At 45.5% G+C, this 24,682-nt stretch carries 18 protein-coding genes; 14 read left to right on the forward strand and 4 right to left on the reverse strand.

Going from position 1 to position 24,682, the window contains the following annotated elements; translation table 11 throughout:
• Nucleotides 1-231 precede the first annotated feature (231 nt).
• The 4 genes from brnQ to lpxC all read right to left on the reverse strand — a co-directional run bounded on the left by brnQ (nt 232) and on the right by lpxC (nt 4,964).
• Entirely contained in the window at nt 232-1,539 is a 1,308-nt protein-coding gene (brnQ, locus tag VZT47_RS04960) for a branched-chain amino acid transport system II carrier protein (protein WP_330223867.1), read from the reverse strand.
• 1,082 nt (nt 1,540-2,621) lie between these two features.
• Nucleotides 2,622-3,434: an acyl-ACP--UDP-N-acetylglucosamine O-acyltransferase gene (lpxA, locus tag VZT47_RS04965; protein ID WP_330223868.1), complete on the reverse strand. Its 813-nt coding sequence runs from the start codon at nt 3,432-3,434 to the stop codon at nt 2,622-2,624.
• Nucleotides 3,435-3,638: 204 nt separating this feature from the next.
• Complete coding sequence (gene fabZ / locus VZT47_RS04970; protein ID WP_330223869.1) at nt 3,639-4,124, reverse strand: 3-hydroxyacyl-ACP dehydratase FabZ; 486 nt, start codon at nt 4,122-4,124, stop codon at nt 3,639-3,641.
• A 12-nt stretch (nt 4,125-4,136) separates the two neighbouring features.
• The gene (gene lpxC, locus VZT47_RS04975) at nt 4,137-4,964 is read right to left on the reverse strand and encodes a UDP-3-O-acyl-N-acetylglucosamine deacetylase (protein ID WP_330223870.1); all 828 of its coding nucleotides are present in this window, start codon (nt 4,962-4,964) and stop codon (nt 4,137-4,139) included.
• A gap of 940 nt (nt 4,965-5,904) precedes the next feature.
• Here lpxC and VZT47_RS04980 point away from each other — a divergent pair.
• The 14 genes from VZT47_RS04980 to VZT47_RS10730 all read left to right on the forward strand — a co-directional run bounded on the left by VZT47_RS04980 (nt 5,905) and on the right by VZT47_RS10730 (nt 23,928).
• Nucleotides 5,905-7,281 (forward strand): glucose-6-phosphate isomerase, encoded by a 1,377-nt coding sequence (locus VZT47_RS04980; protein ID WP_330223871.1) that lies wholly within the window; start codon nt 5,905-5,907, stop codon nt 7,279-7,281.
• A 532-nt stretch (nt 7,282-7,813) separates the two neighbouring features.
• The gene (locus VZT47_RS04985) at nt 7,814-9,214 is read left to right on the forward strand and encodes an ATP-binding protein (RefSeq protein WP_330223872.1); all 1,401 of its coding nucleotides are present in this window, start codon (nt 7,814-7,816) and stop codon (nt 9,212-9,214) included.
• A 179-nt stretch (nt 9,215-9,393) separates the two neighbouring features.
• Nucleotides 9,394-10,377: a glycosyltransferase family 8 protein gene (locus VZT47_RS04990; RefSeq protein WP_330223873.1), complete on the forward strand. Its 984-nt coding sequence runs from the start codon at nt 9,394-9,396 to the stop codon at nt 10,375-10,377.
• A gap of 87 nt (nt 10,378-10,464) precedes the next feature.
• Nucleotides 10,465-11,697, forward strand: coding sequence for a nucleotide sugar dehydrogenase (locus VZT47_RS04995; protein ID WP_330223874.1), 1,233 nt, complete (start codon nt 10,465-10,467; stop codon nt 11,695-11,697).
• Nucleotides 11,698-12,239: 542 nt separating this feature from the next.
• Nucleotides 12,240-13,718, forward strand: a complete 1,479-nt coding sequence (locus VZT47_RS05000) for an ATP-binding protein (protein ID WP_330223875.1) — start codon at nt 12,240-12,242, stop codon at nt 13,716-13,718.
• Between the two features lie 887 nt (nt 13,719-14,605).
• Nucleotides 14,606-16,411, forward strand: a complete 1,806-nt coding sequence (locus tag VZT47_RS05005; RefSeq protein ID WP_330223876.1) for a phosphoethanolamine transferase — start codon at nt 14,606-14,608, stop codon at nt 16,409-16,411.
• Between the two features lie 491 nt (nt 16,412-16,902).
• Nucleotides 16,903-18,111 (forward strand): glycosyltransferase, encoded by a 1,209-nt coding sequence (locus tag VZT47_RS05010; RefSeq protein ID WP_330223877.1) that lies wholly within the window; start codon nt 16,903-16,905, stop codon nt 18,109-18,111.
• Between the two features lie 110 nt (nt 18,112-18,221).
• Nucleotides 18,222-18,401 carry a PIG-L family deacetylase gene (locus VZT47_RS10725; RefSeq protein ID WP_442877423.1) on the forward strand — a complete coding sequence of 60 codons (180 nt, stop codon included), beginning with the start codon at nt 18,222-18,224 and terminating at the stop codon, nt 18,399-18,401.
• A gap of 87 nt (nt 18,402-18,488) precedes the next feature.
• Nucleotides 18,489-18,668, forward strand: a complete 180-nt coding sequence (locus VZT47_RS05020; protein ID WP_330223879.1) for a hypothetical protein — start codon at nt 18,489-18,491, stop codon at nt 18,666-18,668.
• A gap of 241 nt (nt 18,669-18,909) precedes the next feature.
• On the forward strand, nt 18,910-19,905 hold the full coding sequence (locus tag VZT47_RS05025; RefSeq protein WP_330223880.1) for a glycosyltransferase family 2 protein: 996 nt from the start codon (nt 18,910-18,912) through the stop codon (nt 19,903-19,905).
• 151 nt (nt 19,906-20,056) lie between these two features.
• Nucleotides 20,057-20,815 (forward strand): DUF4422 domain-containing protein, encoded by a 759-nt coding sequence (locus tag VZT47_RS05030; protein ID WP_330223881.1) that lies wholly within the window; start codon nt 20,057-20,059, stop codon nt 20,813-20,815.
• A 109-nt stretch (nt 20,816-20,924) separates the two neighbouring features.
• On the forward strand, nt 20,925-22,157 hold the full coding sequence (locus tag VZT47_RS05035) for an O-antigen ligase family protein (RefSeq protein ID WP_330223882.1): 1,233 nt from the start codon (nt 20,925-20,927) through the stop codon (nt 22,155-22,157).
• Between the two features lie 125 nt (nt 22,158-22,282).
• Complete coding sequence (locus tag VZT47_RS05040; RefSeq protein WP_330223883.1) at nt 22,283-23,692, forward strand: hypothetical protein; 1,410 nt, start codon at nt 22,283-22,285, stop codon at nt 23,690-23,692.
• Between the two features lie 38 nt (nt 23,693-23,730).
• A complete protein-coding gene (locus tag VZT47_RS10730) occupies nt 23,731-23,928 on the forward strand; it encodes a DUF1016 N-terminal domain-containing protein (protein ID WP_442877422.1) in 198 nt (65 codons plus the stop codon).
• Nucleotides 23,929-24,682 lie beyond the last annotated feature (754 nt).

Below are 24,682 nucleotides of genomic sequence, written 5' to 3' on the forward strand. Positions count from 1 at the left end.
ACGATTAAATGCTGTTCCAAAAAAATAAAATTTGGACAGTTCCTTTAGAGTGCCTCAAAAACCGGTCAAAACTACTAAAATTTACTCCGAACAGGGTGAATAAGGCCCTATTTCCTTTAAACGCACTAGAGAAATATCGATTTGGAAGCAATTAAGCAGCTGTTAATTTAATGATATTGCTCTTAATTCTAACTGCTAACTGCTAATGGCTAACGGCTAACGGCTAACGTTTCACTTTTTCACTTTTGCTAGCACCAGTCCGATCACATATCCTGCGATGAAGAAGGATATCCAGGCGAGGCCGTGGGCGGCGAAGGGGAGTCCTGCCATAAAGGCATCGATGCCGCCAAGAGAGAGGCCTGCGGTATGAATTCCATCATAGAGGGAAGGAATGAAAGTGAAGAGGATTGCCATCTGGTAGACGGATTTATTTCCACCAAAGAGGGAATTGGTGAAGGAAAGGATAATGAGGGCGATGGCCAGCGGATACAGGAACATCAGAACCGGAATGGCTGCCCTGATAATGGTGGTCAGTCCGAAAAGTCCGACCAGGAAGGAAACAACGGCAAAAACGGTGACCCATTTTTTGAAGGAAAGGAAGGGGAGAAGACGGGAGAAATATTCGCCGCAGGAAGTAATGAGGCCTACGCTTGTGGTCAGGCAGGCAAGAAGTACGATGACACCCATCACGATATTTCCGAAAGATCCGAAATAATGATGGGCCGCACCGACCAGGACTCCTGCGCCATTTTCCTGCATACCCAGGACGGATACGGAGCTGGCGCCCAGGATGCAGAGGAAAATGTAAATGATGCCCAGGCAGAGACCTGCAATGAGACCGGAACGGAGGGTGGAAGCGGCAATTTCTTCCGGTGTTTCAGCGCCATACTGGCGGACTGCATTGACTACAATAATTCCGAAAACAAAAGCTGCCAAAACGTCCATGGTCCCATAGCCGTCGATAAATCCCTGGGTCAGGGCTTTCAGGGAAGGCTGGTAACCGGCAGTGGCTTCCTGCCAGGGTCCCATGGGAGAAATGGTGGAAAATACGAAAAGGGCTGCCAGGAAAAGGAGAAGCACCGGAGTAATGACTTTACCGATGCGGTCTACCAGTTTCGAAGGGGTAATGGAAAGCCAACAGGAAACGATGAAGAACAGGGCACAGAATCCATAGAGGGCGGTAGTTTTCATTTCACTTCCAAAGAAAGGAGCAATGGCGATTTCAAAAGAAGTGGTGGCCGTACGGGGAATGGCAAATGCCGGTCCGATGGTGAGGTACAGGCAGACTGCAAAGAAAATGGCGTAAGGCTTGGAAATACGGGAAGCCAGGCCCTGCAGGTCGCTTCCGGAATACCCGATGGCGGCGACCCCCAGAATCGGAAGACCTACGCCGGTAATCAGAAAACCGATGGTGGCCGGAATCGTATCCACCCCGGAATTCTGTCCCATAAATACCGGGAAAATCAGGTTCCCTGCCCCGAAGAAAAGGGCAAAGAGCATGAGCCCGATGGCGATAAATGCATTGTCTGACTTTTTCATACATACTCCTTTCACTTTTGGAAATATAAAACCCTGCCGGGAAAACCGACAGGGCACGAATTCGTGAGGTACCACCTTGTACACATACTTGATTTGGCTGTAACGGAGCGGCCGCTTTTCCCTACAAAAATTTCAGGAAAAGGACTCCCGGGTGACGCGGCCATTTCGCTTCAGCAGCTTTCACCAAACGCTGCCTCTCTGAGAAGTTCCGGGGCCTGATTCCGGTCATGGTCTTTTGTAAAGTTAGCAATATCATAGCATGAAGAAGATTTTTGGTCAAGAGATAAAATACGTTCTAACAAATCCGCAAAGACCTGCCGATATCGATGACTTTAGTTTGAGGCTTTAGCGGCTAATACCTTTAGCGGAATGGGGGAAATTGCCTGCCGAAAGAGACTTGTGGGCTTTTGAGGCTTTAGCGACTGGAAAGTTTAGCGGAATGGGGGGAATTGCCTGCCGAAAGAGACTTGTGGGCTTTTGAGGCTTTAGCGACTGGAAAGTTTAGCGGAATGGGGGAAATTGCCTGCCGAAAGAGACTTGTGGGCTTTTGAGGCTTTAGCGACTGGAAAGTTTAGCGGAATGGGGAATTGCCTGCCGAAAGAGGCTTGGGGGTTTTGAGGCCTTATGGACTGGAACATTTAGCGGAATGGGAGATTTGCCGGCCGAAAAAGACATGTGGGGTTGAGGCTTAGGGACTGGAACTTTCAGCAGAATGGGGGAGTTTGTCTTCGGATAGAGGCTGGAATGGTTTGAGGCATTTCGACAAGAAAAAGATATCTTGCAGCGGAGGATGGTCTTAAAAGCTTCATGGCACATACAGGACTGACTGCCAGAAGGTATTCTTGCTGATTGACTCTATCGGAAAAAGCGTGTCCCCCTTCGAGGAGTACAGCGTTTATTTCCATTTTTCCAAAATTTCCGGAGTTTCAGGAATTCTGGACCGTTTCCTCCGGATCATCAATAAAAAAGCACCCTTTCATCCCGAAAGGGTGCTGCATTGATTTACGAAGAACGAACAACGAACCACGAACAACGACAAGCGCTGATGACTCAGGTTATATTCCGCACAAGTGACACAAAGCTTATCTGTCTCTCGTCCGGCACAGTCCTCTGTCGCAGTTTCGAAGGAAACGGAGGAGATGTTCGATTTCGGGGGTGGAGGGGAGTTCCTGTTCCATTTCCAGGATGGCATCGTTCAACTTGAGGCCGGAACGGAAAATGAGGCGATAGGCTTTTTTCAGGTAGCTCTTCACTTCGGGGCTGATGTTATTTCTGGAAAGGCCTACGGAGTTGAGACCTACGACTCTGGATGGATTGCCGTCTACAATAACAAAGGGGCATACGTCCTGGACAATTTTGGACATGCCGCCGACCATGGCGCAGGCACCGATTTTTACGAATTGATGGATTCCGCTCATGCCTCCGATGACTGCATGATCTTCTACGGTTACATGTCCGGCTGCTCCGGAGAAGGAGCTCATGACGATATGATCCCCAAAGTTGCAGTTGTGAGCGACATGGGTATAGGCCTGCAGCATATTGTAGGAGCCTACCCGGGTTTCGCAGTTTTCGCCGGTGGCTCTGTGAATGGTGACATATTCACGAATCAGGTTATGATCGCCGAGGACAACGGTGGAATATTCACCGGTGAATTTCAGGTCCTGCGGGTCTTCGCCGATGACGGCATGGGGGTAAATGTGGTTTTCTTTACCCATCCGTACGTTTTTCGCAATCACGGCGTGAGCTCCGATGATGGACCCTTCCCCGATTTCGCAGTTTTCTCCGATCACTGCGTAAGGTCCGATGATGACATTTTTATGAATGATGGCGGTCGGATCGATGACGGCAGTCGGATGAATATTCGGTTCTGCAGATTTAATCACTTTGAGTTCCATAGTCTCAGTCCCCTTTTATGGAAGCCGGAAATGACTCCCAGCCAAGTTTTTATTGTTTGATTTCCTTTATACATAGGTCGAGAATTTGTAATCAGTTCGAAACGACCATCCCGATGTATTTCCTTGGAAATCCTTTTATTTCCTCTCTTTTTCTTCAAAATGCTACGTCATACAACTGTTTTTGAAAAATTTACGGAAATTTTATTATTTCTTTGCTGCTCTTTCTTCCTGCTCCTTCTCCTTGGTTTCCGGAGTTTCTTTCGGATCCAGAAGATAGAAGAGGAAATCCGCTTCTGCCTTATGCACGTCCCCTACGCGGCATTCGCAGTGTACTTTGCCCATACGACCGATGACTTTCTTGATTTCCGCTTTCATTACGAGTACGTCTCCCGGAAGGACGGGGGAGCGGAAACGGACTTTATCCATACCGGTGAACAGGGGGATGAGTCCCCTGTATTCTTCCGGATACTGGAGAGCGACTCCGCCTACCTGGGCCATGGCTTCACAGATGAGAGCACCGGGCATCACAGGATGTCCCGGGAAATGACCCTGGAAGAAAGGTTCATTCATGGTCACGCATTTGACACCGACAGCGTATTTCAGAGGGACCATATCAATGATTTTATCCACCAGCAGCATGGGGTATCGATGCGGCAGGATTTCCATGATTTCTTCTACATTGAGTTCCATAATATTTCCTCCTTATTTCAAAGCCTGGAGCTTTGCAGAAAGCTCGGCGTTCAGTTTATGGCTGCCAAGAACGGCGATGATATGGGCATGAAGGGGTCCCACCAGGGAAATATCTCCGAGAATGTCGAGAATCTTGTGACGCACCAGTTCGTCCGGGAAACGCGGCCTGGAGAGGCATTCGGTTTCAGAGTAAACCACCGCATTTTCCAGGGTGCCGCCCCGGCCGAGGCCCATCTTCCTCATGGCTTCCAGTTCCCAGGTAAAACCGATGGTGCGGGCGGAAGCGATTTCTTTCATGTAGGTATCATGATCAATGGTGACATCCAGCATCTGGGTACCCAGAAGGGGATGGGGATTGATGGAAATAAAAGTCACGCGAAGTCCGTCATAGGGGAGGGCGGTGATGAATTTCTGCCCTTCGTAAATGGCTTCACTCTTTTCCAGGGTCAGGATCGGGATTTCTTCCTCCTGCTCTACAATGCCTGCTTTTTCGATCATATCGCAGAAAGTTTTTGCGCTCCCGTCACCGACCGGAGGCTCCGGGGAGTCCATTTCGATGGTGCAGTTATCAATCTTCAGCGCAAAGAGGGCGGAGAGGAGATGTTCGACGGTAAATACCCTGGCCGGTCCTTTTTCAAGGGTGGTGGCGCGAAGGGTATTTGTGATGTAGCGGCTGTGGGCCGGTACTTCCGGAGCTCCTTCCAGATCTGTCCGGCGGAATACGATGCCTGTACCTTCTTCGGCGGGCAGCATAGTCATAGTGACCGGCATACCGGAATGAAGTCCGTTGCCTTTGTAGGAAACCGGTTTTCCGATTGTGTGCTGTTTTCTTTTTAACATGGGATACCTTTCATAAGAAATATTTTTATAATTAATTTATTATAACTTTTTTTGCAGGCTACGGCAAGCATACACCATCCAATCATGCTATCGCCTTCCGATATCGTCGTGCTGCTTTTGAGGCTTTAGCGACAGGTACTTTCAGCGGAATGGGGGATAGGCCTGCCGATAGCGATTTTGGGGTTTTGAGGCAATTGGGTAAAAAAGTGCGTCGTCAGTCCTGAAAGCTGCAGGGCACATATGGGGCTGACTGATGAAAGGTACCCGGGAAATTTGACTCTATCGGAAAGCAAGTGCTCCCCGCATAGCCTCCCCGAAGTTCGGGGAGGTGGCGCCGTAGGCGACGGAGGGGCTGTACTATCGTACAAGTCGAAAATGAGATGAAAGTCTCATGCAACCCCGGGGAGCTCCCGAAAGGGTGAGGGGATGTCAGGAAGGTACAAGACGAAAATGATTCAAACGGTACATGCGCAGGGTTCTGTGGTTTGTACAGTTGAGGCTGATTGACGAAAGGTACTCGGGAGTGTTGACTCTATCGGACAAGCGTGGCCCTCCTCGGGAGGAGGGCTCCGGCGCGGCTGGGAGGACGAACCTGTCGAAACGTTTCCCGGCAGGAGCGGATATAAATGGTAAGAATGATCATGCTATGATTTTATTGGCAGGTAACCCATGAGATTTCCACGTCGCTTATCATTCCTGTGATAGCAGGCCCATTCCTATTGCCGTTGAATTTCCTCAATTGCACGATATAGTACGGAGAGGGTGAATTTTACGCCCCAATCGTCATAAAGATTACAGTTTCCTTAAACGGTCTTGTCACTTCTGTGTAAATACTTTATAATAAAAAATAACTATGGACGAAAATAATCAGCCGGGGGCGGCTGGGTGTAAAAACGGGCAAAATGGGTTGGTGATTTTTTTGAATATTCAGAATGAGCTGATGATCGACGTCAGAAATCTTCTGGGTCATGACTGGAGTGTAAAGGAAGAAGATCTTAGCGCATACAGCAGTGAAATCGCAAGGGCAGCGAAAGAAGTGACGAAGCTTCGTCAGACCGGTCTGGGACCGGATGGAAGTCTCGTCCTTTTCCCGCGCCTGCCCTACATCCTGGATGAAGATATCCTGATTTCCGAAAAGGAAAAGGCCGCTCTTGACCGGGTAGAAAATCTGTCGAAAGAGCAGGACATCGTGATCTCCATCGGCATTGGCGGGTCTTATTTGGGAAATCAGGTGCTTTTTGACCTTCACTGCGGTCCTTTCTGGAATATGATGACGAAGGAGGAAAGGAAGGGTTTCCCGAAAGTTTTCTTTGCCGGCCACAATGTGGACCCCACGGGACTTCTGGCGCTGGCGGATCAGGTGAAAAGGGAAAGCCGTCATCTGGGGCGGAAGGCAAAAGTCCTGCTCCTTACGATTTCCAAATCCGGTACCACCCTGGAACCTTCCACGGCCATTCATGGATTGACGGAAGAACTGAAAGATACAGCGGAAATGACTATTGTCGGTGTAACGGACAGGGAAAAAGGGGTGCTCCGCGCTCTGGCAAGGGATCATCATCTTCCCTGCTTTACGGTGCCTGACGGCATTGGCGGCAGATTTTCCGAACTTTCCCAGGTGGGTCTCGTTTTTGCGAAACTCATCGGCATCGATATCCGGGAACTCCTTCGCGGCGCAAAAATGGTGGAAGAAGCCTGCCGGAGTGAAGATTACAAAGAAAATCCGGCCCTCCTTTTAGCGTCTTTGAAATACATCGCCCTTCGGAAATACCGGGTGGCTGCGGAAATCATCATGCCCTACGGAGACAGACTCCGTTCCTTCGGCTGGTGGTATGCCCAGCTCCTCGGCGAATCTTTAGGGAAAAAATATAACAATAAAGGGGAGAAAGTCTACTACGGACGAATCCCCGTGGCTACCGTGGGAACCACGGATATGCACTCCCTCACCCAGGAACACCAGCAGGGAGCCAAAAACAAACTGGTCCAGTTCATTTCCGTGGAAAACAAGGCAAGAGACATTTCCGTGGAATGCAGCGAAAAAGAAGTGACCGGCCAGGTTCCCATGTCCTTCATGCTGAAGACCGCCCTCCGTTCCAACGAAGAAGCCCTGGCCGCTGAAGGCCGCATGAGCTGCCATATTTCCGTAAGAGAAGGAACCACCTTCCATCTCGGAGCCCTCATGTACTTCTTCTTCCTCTGCATTGCCTACGAAGGATACCTGGCGGATATCAATGCCTTCGACCAGCCGGGAGTGGAAGGGTACAAGAAAATCCTGCATCAGGGGATTTATGAGTATATTTGTGAGCATAGCGGCAAGTAATCAGCAGTTAGTAGTTGGCAGTGATAAGTGAAAAGTGGTAAGTGAAGGTGGGCGCCTTTGGAAATAGTGAAGGCGCCCTTTTATAGTGTCTTTTATCTTTGATGACTTTTGTGTCGGAAATCTCGGGGTTCTCGGGAAAGTCGGGAATTTCGGGAAGGTGGCGGGCATCAGAATGAAGAAGCCCGCCGTTTTATATTTCTGCTTTTACATGAGAACCCCGGATTGGAGACCTGGGGAAGAATATAAACTGAAAGGCCATGTCGCATGTATATAGGGAAATCTTCTCTTATGACGCATTCCTGCCGCTGCCTCAAGTTTGTTTTCATTGCATCAGGCAATGAAACATTACGGAGAGTGTAACATTTCATACTTATCCAATCATTGCTTTTAATGCATGAAAAGTATAGAAATGGTCGGATGCGGCTAATTTAAAATAAAATTCACATTACAGCACATTACGAGATTTGTAATGCCTTGTAATGTAATGTAATGTCTGCTATACTTCGACCAGATGATTGACGGAGGTTGAGATATGAGAATTACAGAACTCTATTCAGATGTTATCACCGAAGATATGCATTACGAATATAAAGCGAAATTGAACCCGGAAAATCCTGTCAAATGGGCAAAAACCATCGTGGGTTTTGCGAATGGAGAAGGCGGGATTATATTTGTCGGTGTTTCCAATGTCGGAGAAGCTTTTGGCCTTGATTTAACGGAAATTGATCAGACGAAAAATCTGATTGCCATTGTAAATGACCGGCATATATTTCCTCATGTAAAGATCGGATATATGCTTCGAAGCATTGACGAGGAGGCAGAAAGGTTTGTTCTTGCACTCAAAGTGTCACCTTCTCATTCTGTCGTGAGGTATCGTGAGGGGGACTTCAACGAGACGGTATACATTAAAGGGGATGGCAATTCCGTGCCGGCAACGCCCGAACAGATTATTTCACTGGGTAAACGCAGATTTGGTATTGATAATGAGGTCAGTGAAATCAGGTATGTAGAGTCGGAGTGGACTGAATTTCTCAATCTATGCAGGCTGTATAGAGAGGACGGCTCCGTCCCATCCCTGAAAGAACTTCAGAGCGAGGAAGTCATTTCCAAAGATGGATATGCCAAATCCGGATTTCTCATGTTTAAAGATGATTATCAGGGAGAAGATTCCCTCATCAGCTGCCGGCTCTGGAAAGGAAAAAATAAGACGGGAATCGTTTTGGACAGTGGAAGATATAAAGGCTCTCTTGCTAAAGTGTTCAGAGAAGCGATTTTGTTTATCAAACGAAACACCAGGATGGGATGGATGAAAACAGGCAAAGGCGGTCGCCAAAATCTTTGGGCGTATCCAATGGAAGCCGTCAGAGAGGCTCTTGTTAATGCGGTAGCCCATCGTGATTATTCTATCGCAGGTACGCAGATTGATATAGATATTTATGATGATCGATTGGACATCGTTTCACCAGGCTCCTGGCTGCTGCCGAGAAAATATGAAGAGTATCCCCTGGGATCCATACCTTCCATAAGAAGAAATACCATTATTGCTGCCTGTCTGGATGTCGCAAATCTTATGGAGCGGGGCGGGACAGGCTTTCAGACGATGGCTGAAAGCTATAAAAGCAGTTCGCAGGAAAAACAACCAGTTGTCCTGATTTATCCCGGATTTCTGGATCTAAGGCTTTTTGACAGACTCTATGAAACGACATCCGATGAGGTGCGGGATCTATCCGGTGATGGATTATCGGATACGGAAAAAGTCATTCAATTATTAAAAACGAGGGGACCAATGCCGGTCAGAGAATTGCAGGCCCTGTTGAATTACAATCATAGAGGCGCCTTTCTGGAAAAGGTGATTAATCCTTTGATTGTTGAAAATATCATTTATCGAAATGGAAGTTCAAAATCTCCAAAGTCTTTGATCGTGCTAAGATAGTGTTCGAAGAAAAGCCGGGAGTCCGGGATATTTTTCACCGGTTTGAGTAATAATTGTGGGAAGGATGGCTTTCACCTGTCAATGATGGGAAAGGAGAGTAATTCAGTTATTCCCGCAAAGTTCATAAACTTATGATACAATAACAAGATAGACCCATATATATTTCCAAAGGAGCAAACATGTCCAACGTTCTTTCTCATGCAGTTACGGAGACTCTTCATTTAGGCGAAAAGGCAAAAGACGGCGCTTTTCATATCGCCCTCACGGGGACGGCCGATTATATCCCCCATATGGGAGTGGTAGCCTTGACCGTGGCATCCCACAATGAAGATCTGCCCCTCTGTTTCCATTTCTTCGTCAATTCCCTTTCCGATCGGGAAAAGGGAAGGCTCACTCAGGTGGCGGAAATGATGAAATGCCCCATCGAAGTCCATCTCATCGATGATTCCGCATTCAAGACGCTCCTCCTTTCCGACGGGGTTGCCGCTTTCTTTTATCGTTTCCTCGTGGCTCCCACCCTGGCTCCCCTGACGGACCGGGCCCTGTACCTGGATGGGGATATGATGTGCCGGGGTTCTTTGAAATATCTGGCGGATCTGGATTTTGATGGAAATATGGTGGCCGTGGTGTCCGACCGGAAAGAACAGCTCCAGATGAAACGGGTCCACACGAAACGGTATTTCAATGCAGGCATGATGCTGATCAATGTGAAAGACTGGATGAAGGAGAATCTTTTCGATGATATCGTCCGGAGGGCCGAGGAAAATGTGGCCCGCGTGGGAAACCGCCTTTCCCATCATGACCAGGATATCCACAATGAAATGCTGGATGGAAAATGCCTCTATATAGACAGGAAATACAATTATCTTTACAATCTGGACCGGCAGTCCCTTTTTGCCAAACAGCCGGTCAACCAGGATTACCATAAACAGATCATCATCCACTTTGCAGGCCACGCAAAACCCTGGCACTCCTGGGTGCAGAACTGGCCGGTGGTGAAAGAATACGCCGCCATCCAGAAAAATTCCCCCTGGAAGGACGAAGACCTCGTTCCGCCCAAAGGCCATAAAAACCTCCATCAGGCCGCAAGAACGGCAAGAATGGAGGGAAAATATGGCGAAATGATTTCGCTGTATATGAAGTATTTTGGAAATAAGGTGTGAAATAGCCGTTAGTTTATCCAATACTAACAGCTAACAACTCTCATCGCTTATGTCTCTATCCATCACTTAGAAAGAAGGAATTAATCAATGAATATCGCCGTTGCCGGTACCGGTTATGTGGGGCTTTCTCTGGCCACCCTGCTTTCCCAGCACAATCACGTCATGGCCGTAGATATCATTCCGGAAAAGGTGGATCTCGTGAATCACAGGAAATCGCCCATCCAGGATGATTACATCGAAAAATACCTGGCTGAAAAAGATCTCGATCTGACCGCCACCATGGATGCGGAGGAAGCTTATAAAAATGCGGATTTCGTCATCATTGCCACCCCCACGAACTATGACAGCCAGCGGAATTTCTTCGATACTTCCTCTGTGGAAGCAGTCATTAAATTAGTGATGAAATATAACCCCAATGCTATCATGGTCATCAAATCCACTATTCCCGTGGGGTATACGAAAATGATCCGCGAAAAGATGGGCACGAAGAATATCATTTTCAGCCCTGAATTCCTCCGCGAATCGAAAGCTCTTTACGACAACCTCTATCCCAGCCGGATCATTGTGGGAACCGACCTTTCCGACGAACGGCTCGTCAAGGCGGCCCATACTTTTGCAGGCCTTCTCCAGGAAGGAGCCATCAAGGAAAATATTCCTACCCGTTTCATGGGCTTTACCGAAGCAGAAGCAGTGAAACTTTTCGCTAATACCTATCTCGCCCTCCGCGTTTCCTATTTCAATGAACTGGATACCTATGCGGAACTGAAAGGCCTCGATACCCGTGAAATCATCGACGGCGTATGCCTGGACCCCAGAATCGGGGAATTCTACAACAATCCCTCCTTCGGCTATGGCGGTTACTGCCTCCCCAAGGATACGAAACAGCTTCTCGCCAACTATAAAGATGTGCCGGAAGACCTCATCGAAGCCATTGTGAAATCCAATGCCACCCGGAAAGACTTCATTGCCGACCGGGTCCTCGATAAAGCAGGCTACTACTCCACGAACAGTGAATACGACCGGGCCCTCGAAAAACCGATTACCATCGGCGTTTACCGCCTCACCATGAAATCCAACTCCGACAACTTCCGCCAGAGCTCCATTCAGGGCGTCATGAAGCGGATCAAGGCAAAAGGCGCCGAAGTCATTATTTACGAGCCCACCCTCGAAGACGGGACCACTTTCTTTGGCAGTCAGATTGTCAATGACCTTGCGAAATTCAAGAAAGAAAGCTTTGCCATCATCGCGAACCGGTATGATCACTCTCTCGATGACGTGAAAGATAAAGTGTATACCAGGGATCTGTTTGAGAGGGACTGAGAGATTAGCCGTCAGCCTTCAGTTTTGGAAAATAAAGCCTCCCGGCCCGCAGGGGTTGGGAGGCTTTTTAGCGGGGAGTTTTGACTGGGAATCAGGGTCGGGGCGGCATGAATGTAAAGTGCTGCAGGTTTTGATTTGAAACGATCCGATACGATTGTGAATTATATCCGGCGAAAGGGGACGGAACACATCATGCAGCACCCGAAGCTTCTCTGATTTACGGGCGGTGAAGTTTTTATGAATGCCGGATGGATATGTTTATATTTCTGAGTTAAAAATATAGTCATCAGGGGAGAATAAATAGTATAATTTCTATGAGAGTTGATTTTATTGAAAAATAGCTGAAGAGAATGTGACTTTCTTTTTGGAAATGTGACTATACCAGAGTTGATAATATGGAATTTAACTGTTTTGAGTGTCGAATACAGAGTAAAATATGACCAAATTGATGTGATTTATATTGAGAAACTCACATTTTGGGGATGAAACTCACATTTTGATATGGCACCCTGTTTAATAATCATTCAAAGGAAGTGAGGGTAATGGCTAACAGGTTAGAAAAGGTAGAGGATACCAATCTGGATTATAAGGAAAGATTTGAAGAGAATAGGCCGCATAGCTGGTTAAAATCCGTTTCAGCTTTTGCTAATACACGAGGTGGAAGCATTATATTTGGCGTTCGGGATGCAGATCATGAAATTGTAGGACTTCAGAATTTGCAGCATGTGACATCAAAAATTTCTGAGCTCATATCTGCACGTATAGAACCGGCTGTTCAGTACGAACTTCATGATTTGCAGTGTGAGGGAAATAAAGGCTGTCTGGAATTAAAGATTTTTAATGGCCCCAATTACCCTTACTACTACATTCAGGATAAATCAAAAATGGTATACGTCAGACGAGGTGATCGATCTGAACCCGCAACTGCTATTGAAATTAACCACTTGATTTTAAGGGGAATGAACAAAACCTTTGATATGCTTCCTTCCGGATATCAATTAAAGGATGTCAGCTTTACACTCTTCCAGGCCACTTATAATGGCATGGTTGATAACCCGTTGGAAGTTCCAAGAGATTTACAGTCAATGAAGCTGCTGAATCTCGATGGAAAAATTACTAATGCCGGGCTGCTTTTGTGCGATCAGGGGTTATTGAATCAGTCAAGAGTGGTTTGTACACGTTGGAAGGGAGTAACAAAAGGCACAATTGGAGAAGATGCACTGGATGATAAAGTATTGGAAAAGCAAAGTCTGATTTCACTACTTAAAGACGCAGAAGCATTTGTCCGAAATAATTCTAAAAATCCATGGACAATTCGTGGAATGCAGAGAGAAGAGCGAAGTGATTATCCTAATCGGGCAGTACGTGAAGCATTAGTAAATGCGTTAATGCATCGGGATTACCAGAATATCGGGTCAGAGGTCCATGTAGACATGTTTGATGACCGATTGGAAATTATGTCTCCCGGCGGAATGATTAATGGAAGCAGAATACAGGATTTGGATTTATATAGAGTGCCCTCAATGAGAAGGAATGAAGTCATATCCGATATTTTCGGAAGGCTTCGTTTCATGGAGCGTCGGGGCAGCGGTATACGTCGTATCCTGGAGGCTTATGAAGGGACAGGTTTAAAAGTCAATTTTTATTCCGATGATAATATGTTTTGTGTTTCATTGCCAAATAAATCTGAGGCGAGTTCGATAAAAGCTGCTGATCAGGGTGGAAGACTGCATCGGGAAATCCTGCAGAATGTGTCTGATGTTCCTGACTTGGGCGATATGTATTCCTTTATAAAGAGGGTTCATAACATATTCGGGAATAAAAGAGCAGATCGGTTTATACGATTTGCTTCGAATTATGGTGAACACTATAGCTTTAGCAGGAAAAATATAGCTGAGTATATGGGAATTACGGAACAATCTGCCTCCAATTTAATGAAAAAAGGAGTAGACGAGGGACTCATAAGAAAAGAAAAACGGGGAACATATTATTTTGTTATCCATAAAATCAACAAGATTTGAAGTATGTAATATTTATTTTTATAAGCGGTGCGGTGCAAATTCATGGGCACCGCTTGGCTTCAATGACCGGATTTAACGAAGATCTAATGATATAAAATGGCCATTTTTCGACTATATATAGGAACTGAAAATTCGACCGCAAGCCTCCGCCACGGCCAATCTCAGAGAAAGCGGGGGCAAGAAGGACGGTTCCTGATACATGGTACCAGGGAAAAGGAAAATAAAATCTGAATCGAGGAGCCCGGAGACGGGCAATACCCCAGAAGCAGCAGGATTGGGAATCCCGCTGCCTTTGGGGGTATTTTTTGCTTTTAGAGACAATCCAACATGTGTTCGACCATTAAAAATTATCAGTCCAAAGCGATCAGCAAAGATGGCAGCCCACATCAAATTGGATGGCGGGCCATTGGCATAGACAGCCATTATAAAGAATGATTAAATATTATATGGAAAAGGTTGCCTCTCTTATATAAAGGTCGGCTGCCATGACGGGTAACTATATTTCTAAATGGCTTTAAAGAGAGATTTTTGTACACATTCTACAACTCGTCCGTTCAAAGGGCGGGGGTAATTGAAAAAATTGGGGATCAGGGTGAAGGTAAAGCATTTTGAAATTTCAATACTCCTTTTCGAATTGTCCATGAAAAGGTAAGGCGTGAGATTATCTGTTCCGGTATCCTGTAAAGAGGACCGGAAGAGGGAGCGGTCCCATCGGTTTTTCATTTTGCTATTGTATTCATAAAATATAAACATGTATAATATGCTCGTATTTGTGGATTTTATCTCAATCATGTAAAGAGACCGTTTATGCTGTGTCTACCGTAGTTTGTCAGCATCCGTATGATACTGGCTGCTGACAAGTTTTTTATCGGTAAAGCGGGGGTTATATGAATTTTTTGAAGCGTATTCCTTTATACCTGATTTCTACTCTATTGGTCATCGGCATTGTATATGGTGCCTGGTTCATACTGGGTGTGACGGATCTGGGAAATCCAAGGTTTGGAATTCGCAGTGCGGCCATGGTTGGGAGTCTCCTTTTCCTGGCACAGATGGCCTTTGGACAGGGATTATGGGAGAAGGATTTCCGTCCCGGCTGGCCTGTGTGCCTTCTCTGGATGGTCATTTTTACAGGAGTCATGACGAAAGCTGCCGATTTCTGGACTGTCAATTCGGAAGCTCTCTGCAATTATTTCCTTATTTCCTTTGCCAGTCTCGCCATTCTGTCGGCTGCCTGCTTTCATGGGCGTCACTGGAGATGGGGACGGTGGATTTTCGGTGCCTTTTCCATCCTTTACAGCGCCATTCTCGCATGGGAAGCCTTCTGTTACCTGAGTTTCTATAAATCTTTTGGTACCGTATTTTCCACGGAAGATATGGTGGCTACCCTTCTTTCCAATTCCAGGGAAAGTTTTGAATACATTCAGTCCCATGTTGGCTTTGCCACTTTTGGAATTTTCATTGTTCTTTTCCTTCTTTTTGTGTCTTTTCAGGCCCGTCTCACTATCCATGCAATGAAGCGGGAAGAAAAAAAGCAGAAAATCTGGCAGAAGGTGCTTTCCGTGATTGTTATTCTGGGAGCCCTGGCCATTGCAGGCCATTTCATCCCGCGGAGTTTCCCGGTGATGGAATACAGAGATGCCCGGATCCACATCCGGAATATGCGGCAGATTTCCGAAAGTCATGCGGCCAATCTGAAGAATTTCTCTCTTCATGTGAAACCGGAAGAAACCCTGGCCCATCAGGTGCCGGGTTCTGTCATCCTTGTCATCGGGGAAAGCGAAAACCGGGACCATATGAAAGCTTTCAATCCATCTTATCCGCGGGAAACTACCCCCTGGCTTTCTTCTGTGAAAGGGGAGAAAGGATTCTATTTCTATCCTCTGGCCTATTCCAATTTCCCAAACACCTCCGGCGCCCTGCCGGCCTATGTGACCGGGACAAACCAGTACAATCAGAAATCCATTCTTGACGCTTTCAACCTGATGGATGTGGCAAAAGCCGCAGGCTATACTACCTGGTGGATTACCAATCAGGATGCTTCCGATGACGGAGTCATTTCCACCCTCGAAAAATCGGCCGACCGCATGCATCGGATCAGCCCGCCTGCCAAAGACGATATGCACATCATGAAATATCTGAAAGAAATACCGAAGGAAGGAAATCAATTCATCGTCATTCACCTCATGGGAAGTCATGATCGCTATCGGGACAGGGTACCCGAAGATTTCCCACTGATTCCCGGGACTTCCATGACTGAAAAAGTAGATCAGTATGACAATTCCGTTGCCTATACGGATAAAGTCCTTGAAACCATTTTCTCTTATGCCAGAGAGAATCTTCGCCTCCAGGCCTTTCTTTACTGCTCGGATCATGGTGAAGATATGACGTATTTCCATAGCGGTGGGCAACGCTTTACCTATGACATGGTCCGGGTCCCTCTGGTGATTTACCTGTCTTCTGATTATCTCAAACGATATCCGGATAAGGCCGGCAGCCTGAAGCATCATGAAAACAGAGCCTTCACGAACGATCTCGTCTTCGATACCTTGTCCGGCATTCTGAATGCGCCAAATACGGATTATGAACCAAAGTATGATCTTTCCTCCCCAGCCTACAGCCTGACACTGGATAATGCATTGACAAAGACAGGTATGTATCGGGTACAGGATGATCCGGCTTTGAGGAAATCATAAATTTTATAACTTGCGTAAATATAGAAGCAATTCATATTTCAGATTATCGAAAATTCACTTCTTCAATGTTTCTCATCTCATAACCTGACCTGGCAAAAAGAGACCTTCTCCGGGAGGCCTCTTTTTTATATGGATGTCCTTCATTATGCCAGGCGAAATGACAGGGGGATGGTATATGGGTATCCTTTCATGTATAATAAAAAATAAGGTAAATCATAGAGAACTGACGATTTAATTTCAGGGAGCATTCTGTTTCCTGAATCTTGGAATCTGTCAGTTCTGGCAACTTGATGAAGATGAAAAACGAATCTTCGCTGTAAAGTCAAAAAATACCTCATTTCAGTCTGGTTAAAAATATATTTCTGCATCCTGTCGGGGTAGGATCCACAGCCTGACATGTGAGACTGCGTATCGGATTCATTAAACAGGAAATCGGAAACGATGGGCAGGAATAGAAAATTTTCTAAACAATGGAGAAGGTAATCAGAAAAATGCATATCGTTATCGCTCATTTCAATTCCTACTGGACCGGAATTTCGGGGGGAGTAGAAAGAATTACCTGTGAGATGGCTAATGATATGGCCAACCGAGGGCATAAAGTAACGATTCTTTACCGGGATGGCCGGGAAGGACTGCCATATTTCCCTTTGCGTAAAGATGTTGAAACACATGATGTACTGTTTCGGGGAGGGGAAAAAATCATATCTGAAAAACTTCCTGTACCCTGGCGGGTTCTCCGTGAACTGACCAGAGTGTTCAGTCAGCAGGAAGCACAGGAAATCAATACATCATATAAAACAAAACAATATGGGAAAGCTATAAAAAAATGGATTGATGAACTCCATCCGGACATCATTCTTTCTTCATCGATTCCTTCTACAGCTTATGTGATTGACGGTACCGGAACTCAGATACCGGTTATCACCATGATTCACTCACATCCGGATATTCAGTTTCCGAGATTGTCAAGGAGGGAACTGAAAGCAGGTGGAAAGAGCGCGGCAATTCAAATTCTTCTTCCCAGTGGTATGAAGACGGCTCGTAAATATTTTCCTTCTACCGATATCAGGGTCATTGGTAATGCCATAAAGACGCCGGACCCTATGCCTCTCTATAAAGGTGAAAATAGTCATATTATCATAAACGTGGGAAGCTTTAATACAAACAAAGATCAAAAACTTCTAATATCCGCTTTTAAAGAAATTTCTCCTAGATTTCCTGACTGGAAACTGGAACTATGGGGATCTACCGGCAATGCCTATGCAAGGCAGGTGGAAGAAGAAATTCATAAAATGAATCTGGATGATAAAATTAAAGTCTTCGGGAAAACACATCATGTCTGGGAAGACGTTTACTCTCGAGGAACGATTTATGCCATAGCCAGTCATGAAGAAGGATTCCCCTTATACCTTTCTGAGGCAATGATGATGGGCATACCAACCGTAGGCCTTGCTGAGTGTCACGGGGTCAACGATCTAATCCGCGATGGGGAGACCGGCTTTCTGACCGCTCCTCATCCGAAAGATTACGCTAAAGCTTTAGGGAAACTCATGGTAAGTGCGGATCTTCGACTTGCTTACGGCAAGGCGGGAAAAGAAGTAATTAAAGACTATACGACGAAAAATATATACGATCAGTGGGAAAAGCTGTTGAAGGAAATAGCAGAAACTCGAGAAAGCAGTAGAACAACAGGCTTTTAGGAGGCAGCATCGCGGATTCTTCCTTTTCTTACAGGAAATTTTTCCTGGGGAATACGATTCTTGTCTTTATTCCTCATGAAGATGATGAAATCAATGTAGCCGGAGCTACAATTTACGGAGCCAGAAAAGAGGGCTTCCGGGGGATTGTCGTTTTTGCGACCAATGGGGATAGAAGCTATCTGGCGGAAACCCGTATCAGGGAAGCCGAGAAAGCACTGGAAGAACTGGGAGTGCCTGAAGAAGATATCATCATCCTTGGTTATCCGGACGGAGGACTCGATGCAGCCTGATCCCCCTACGTTCACGGAACCGAAGCGCCCCTTACGGTAGATGGACACAGCGAAACTTATGGAATCAGTGGAAAACCGGAATTCTGCATGGCTCATTTCGGCCATCACCTGAAATATACGAAAAATGGCTTCTTGAAAGATGTGGAGAATCTGATTCTCGCGTATTCTCCGGATACCATTATCGGCGTCGATTTTGATACCCATCCGGACCATCGCATGTGTTCCATGGCCCTGGAAATCAGTCTGGGACATATTCTCTTAGTGTAAAATATTTCTCAAGGAAAATGACAGAGCGGTGGTATATGATTTCCCTTTCTTGTATAATAAAACCGAAATTGCTTGATTTCTCACTCATCATATGAAATCTGGAAACAAAATAAAGAGTGATTCGCGCATTATATGAATGAGTAGAGTAAAATGTAAATTAATTGGTTTACACATCGATTGAGTAACCGTACTACTATTGAGATGAGATATCGAAATGGTTTTTGGGGGCAGATTTTAAAACATGGACAAAATAAGTGTCATTGTACCTGTTCATAATCCGCCGTTGGAAGGATTTAGGAATTGTCTTGAAAGCCTCAGCCGGCAGACATATGACAACTATGAGGTTATATTGGTCGACGATGACAGCAATGACGATTATAGGAAGTTTTTAGATAACTTTCGAAATAAAATTCCCGATTTCAAGCTGATCAGGCAAAAACATGGCGGGGTCAGCAGGGCAAGAAATACTGGTATTCAACACGCAACGGGGAAATACATTGCTTTCTGTGATTCAGATGATTATCTGGAAGATGACTACTTATCCTCTCTGGAAAAAAATATTGAAGATGCGGATGTAATTATTTGCGGCGTCGCTGAAAAAATGATTTCTTGTATTGACTCTTCTATAGATGTGAGGGATTTCTTTTCAAAGCCATCTCAATATCTGAAATTACAATATGTTAACTTCTGCTGGAATAAACTGTATCGTGCATCCATCATAAAGGAATATAACCTCTCTTTTGACGAAAATATTTCATTGGGGGAAGATGCTCTATTTGTGTGTGATTATTTAAGACATTGTTCCAGGATTCGGACGATAAATAAAAACTTATATCATTATCTGACCTATGAAACCTCGGCAGTACATAAATATAATCCTGATTTATGGGAGCAGGAGCATCAGGTCATTGAGTTGCAGATGAATCTTTTTGGAAATAGTTTACTTTCAGAAAAAGAAGGCTGCTATCTGCAGTATTGGTTATTCCGGCGGCTTAAAGGGATCATTGATCACTATGTCGTTAATGAGGTAGATGCACAAATTTTCAGAAAGTACCTTAATGACATATTTGAGGACAAAATTTTCCAATCCATGTATTCTTTATCAAATATAGATAATAATCCATGGTTTGGATTGAGGCATCGTTTGTTTCTAAAAATTTGGAAGAAATATGGAGTTTCCGGCATAATCTGGTCCCGTAAAATAAAAAGGATACGGAAATGTAAATCTGTATCATAGAGTATTGTTTGTTTTATGACTGATAAAAATGAATGGGAAATCATGAAGCAGCTAAAGGGCAAATCTATTTCAGAAACTATCAAACCAAATTCAATGAAACCGGGGAAAACTGGTCGTAAGTAAAAATGTCAGGATATATGGAGGGTTGATTGTGAATCAAGGGGATAGTTTTAATCTTACTATTTATATAGCATCACATAAGAAATTTGATTTTAAGCCAACATCTCATTTTCAGCTGATTCAGGTTAATGGAGCTAGAAATCCACATTTTACAGATGTTACGGATGATACGGGTGATAACATTTCCCTGAAAAATAACCGGTACAGTGAATTGACCGCTTTATACTGGATCTGGAAAAATGATTCCCATAGTGACTATGTGGGTCTCTGTCATTATCGCCGGTATTTTAAACTGCATAAGGGGTTGTTCGATCATTGGAAACGTAAATACCGGTATGACAGCATTCCTTATGATGAAATTGCTGTTTCACCATGGGTGGAAAATGCGCTTAGAGAAGGCAAAGTATTTGTAACCATGCCGATGCACAGCCATCATGAAACTATCGGAGAGCAGTATTGCCGTGCCCATGTCAAAGAAGATTTTGAAATCATGCATGATGTGCTGGGGAATAAATATCCGGAATACCTGAAAGACTGGGATCAGGTGATGAATGGGAACCATATCTTTGCTTACAATATGTCTATCATGAGCAAGGAGCGGTTTGATGACTATTGCAGCTGGCTGTTTGGTATTCTTTTTGCTGTAGAGGAAAAAGTTCCTCCCAAAGAAGATTCATTCCAAAACCGCACCTTTGGGTTCATGTCTGAACGGCTTTTCAATGTATACCTTCAGCATCAGCACTTCCCCGTTGTGGAAAGACCTTACTGCTTTATCAACGATTTGAAGTGAGTTTCGGAATGGAATATTATTAGATAAATCGTGAATGAAATAATAATAAAAACACGTGCCTTTATTGGTTTTAAGCTGCTGAAAGCAGTGTTTGACGGAGGGATTTGCAATGCTTGCTCTGTTGAAGAGTAGATTGCCGGATTTAACATTAGGGTTTATATTTTTTGCTTTAATTGCTAAAAGGCCGGAACCCTATTTTTCATATATTATAGGGGTGTTTGTCCTCTTTCTGATTTATGATATCTACCGCTGTTATAAATCAAATGATCCTTATGTTCTAAGGCAAAAGGAAATCCTCATCATCATAGGAGGAATTATTGCGTTTTATGGTGCTTTAATTCTGGATGGAATATTATTGGGAAACACTAAAGGCATTAAAATTGCTTTTGATTACATGTACTTTAGTGTTCCTTTTTTCTTGGTATGGTGGATACGAAGAAAATATACGGCGGATACAGGTATACCCTGGGGCATTGCGATTGGAATCATAACCAGCTGCATTATTGGTATCTGGAATATTCATATACGTTATATACCTATTACTGATCGACTTTATGGTACTCATTTTCATCCCAATGTTTTTGCTACTGTTTTGACTACAACTATACCAATGACTGTTTATTTTACGATGAAAAGTAAATGCCTGAAGGCAAAGGTTTTCTTAAGCCTGTGCACTATTGTACAATTCGTCGCATTATATTTTACTTTCTCTCGCGGTGCATTCCTGTCCTTGATTATTGGCCTCCCATTGGCAGTATTTATTACAGCATTGATTACTATGGAAAAAGTAAGTGCTAAAGTCAAGAAGGGTATGGCAGGATTACTTATCCTTGTACTGGTATTTGTTGGAAGTGCTCTATTTCTCCGTCAGGAAAGTTTAAATGCCGGAGGCAAAATGGGCGGAGAACGAATCCAGATGCGGATTGCAAGCGTAGAAATGTGGAAAGATCATAAATCGTTAGGTGTTGGACTGGGAAACTGGTTCGAAAATTATTATGGGAAGTATAAACCGGCAGGTATCCGGGAATTAGATCAAAAACATCCTCACAATATGTCTGTATACTTTTTGTCCACAACAGGTCTCTTAGGCCTTATCGGATATTATGCCTTTATCATCAGTGTATTTAGTGCAGTTATTATAATGGGGAAAAGGGGAGATCCCTTGCTTTGCATTGCTGTACTTTGTATAGTTTTAGCTTTTTATATTCATGGATGGCTTGACCAGACAATTATCAGCAAAAGTTTGGGACGAATTTATTTCGCTGTTCTAGGCTATTACATGGCTGCTATGGCCGATTACGCTGAAAGGATTAAAAATAAAATTCATCCTGACAAGGATTAAATATTTCCAAAATAAAAAAGGCTCCTGTGGGGGGCTTTTTTTATTTCCCCACAAACCTCCATGAATGTTGTACAATCAAGGCAAAGATGTCTGTTTTTTCCTTTTCCGATAGCGGGGTGTTTGTTATGCTTTTGTTTTCTACTTTGCTGGATATCGAGGATTCGCTGACTCCTGATGATTTCATCCGTCTGGTGATTGAGTGGAATCAGAGGAGTCCTCATGGGGATAATGTGATTTCTCCCATGGTCTGGCGGGGGGAGCGGAATATCCGGTTCGGATCTGATGATTTATGGCTGGAGTTCCGGGAGGATGAGGAGAGGCAGATCCTGGCGGCGCGGTATGAGAAGCGGCAGGATAATGGGGTGATCTGGGATACGGATTATGTGATGAATTTCGGGTCCCGGAAGATGGCCATCCAGCTGGATCGGAGTTTCGAGGAGGATGCGGCAGCTACGGATCTGGTATTTTCGACGCCGCATTTCCTGACGTCTCTCATTGAGCGGGGGTATCTGATGGATGATGAGGGGCTGCCGATTGACCGTAAGCCTTTGGTCATCGATGAGGGGAATCTTCCGCTCATTGCGGATGTGATGAATGGGAAGGTCCATTACCGGCTGCCGGTGGTTTATATTTCCAGAAAGTTTGATGGAAGGCTGCCGGTGAATGCGGGTCTTCTGGCGTCGAAGCTGAAGGGGATCGCCCATGTGCTTATGCAGGAGAGTACGTTTACGAATCGCGCGCTCCGGCAGATGGTGAATGATCAGAATGAGTATGGCGGCTCGATTGGCATTTATTATCCGCGGAGGTCTCTGGGCCATAAAAGGTGCTGGTACCGGGAGTATCCGGGGAGTTCTGAAGAGCTCCTGAACCGGGTGGTGCGATCGGTCATGCTTTTCAGCAATTCCCTGACTCTGGATCCTCTCTATACCTGGCAGGGTGTAAATAATGATATTTTCAGAAATATGGCAAAGGCCCAGCGGGAGGCCCGGAGGGCGGAGGCTGATGAGAGTTCGGAGCTCTGGCAGTCTTATGAGGAGGAAGCGGAGGAGCTCCGGCAGAAGCTGGAGGATATGACTCATCTGAATGAGAGGCTGCAGGCGGAAAATCAGGGACTTCGCAGCAGGCTTGAGACCCATGATTCCGAGCCGGTGCTCTACATGGGAGATGAGGAGGATTTTTATCCCGGGGAAATACGGGATTTCCTGCTGGAAGTTCTTTCGGAGGCATTGAAGAATATGCCGGAACAGTCGAGGAAGCGGGATGTGATTTCCGATATCCTTCAGAAGAATCCCTATGAAGGTCTGGGAGCAGGGAGGGATGCGGCGGTAAAGAAGCTGCTGAAGAATTACACGGGGCTTACGGGCCGTCTCCGCCAGTCTCTGGAGGATCTGGGGTTTGTGATCACGGAGCAGGGCAAGCATTACAAGGTCACTTATTATGGGGACGGCCGCTACATGGTGGTCTTCGGGAAAACGCCCAGCGATTTCCGTTCCGGGAAAAATAACAGCGGGAAACTCTGCAAGAAGTGCTTCTGAGCGATTGAGCTGGTATTTCCACTCGAAAAGGCCGAATTTTGCAGACACTGTCTGTAAAATTCAGCTGGAGCCATTATGTGGAACTTTTGAAGATCAATTATTCTATGGAAAGGTCTTTTGATCTGAAGGAGTGTGAGCAGGAAAACCGGGGAGTCCGGGCGCTGAAACGTCAGATGAAAAGCATACCCTTCCGGAGCCGGAAAACGGGATCTCCCGCTTTTTTGAGACTGAAATAAAAAATACGGGTATCTGAAAAGGCTGATAGTGTGGATTATCAGCCTTTCTAAAATGCGAAAAATCCCCGTCCCTTTCAGGCCCCCTGGTCAGGGGGCAGCTGAGCGAAGCGAGGCAGGGGGGTACTATCGTACATGTCGAAAATGGGCGAATCGGAAAGCATGACTCCCCGGGGAAAGCCTGATCGCAGGGGATTCGTCACATATGAGACTAACTGACAAAACGTACTCGGGATAAATGAGACAATCCGTTTTTGTGAGGCCCTCCTCGAAAGGAGGGCTCCGCGAAAGCGGTGGAAGGACGAATCCCCGACGGGCACGTAAATACTCTTATCGAGGTCAATCATTATCAGGACAATCCGAAAATCTTTGTCTGGTAAATGATTATCCCGCGGATGCGTATCTTTGCGCCGACGCTTACCGAAAGTGCGCGGACATTCGTCCCCTCAGCCTCACTTCGTTCGGCAGCTCCCCTCTCGAGGGGAGCCTTACCGCTGTTCGATGGTGTCATTTGACCCGGGATTGTTTAGTTGCGTAATTTCAATTTCGCCAGGGATTGATTGTCTAACAATCTGCAGTTCCCCCTCACCGGCTTCGCTGGAGCTCCCCGGGGATGGGTGGTAATGTTAAGATAAGAATGTACAGAAACTTCAACTTAAGAATGTACAAATTTCTGTTCTGAATGGCGCCGTTTGGGATGAAATTGTATGTAATTATGTTGGATTTCTGTACCGCCTCACCATCCCCACCCGGTGGC

Origin of the sequence: Dialister sp., assembly GCF_036343215.1 — a bacterium.
In the GTDB taxonomy this organism is placed as follows: domain Bacteria; phylum Bacillota; class Negativicutes; order Veillonellales; family Dialisteraceae; genus Dialister.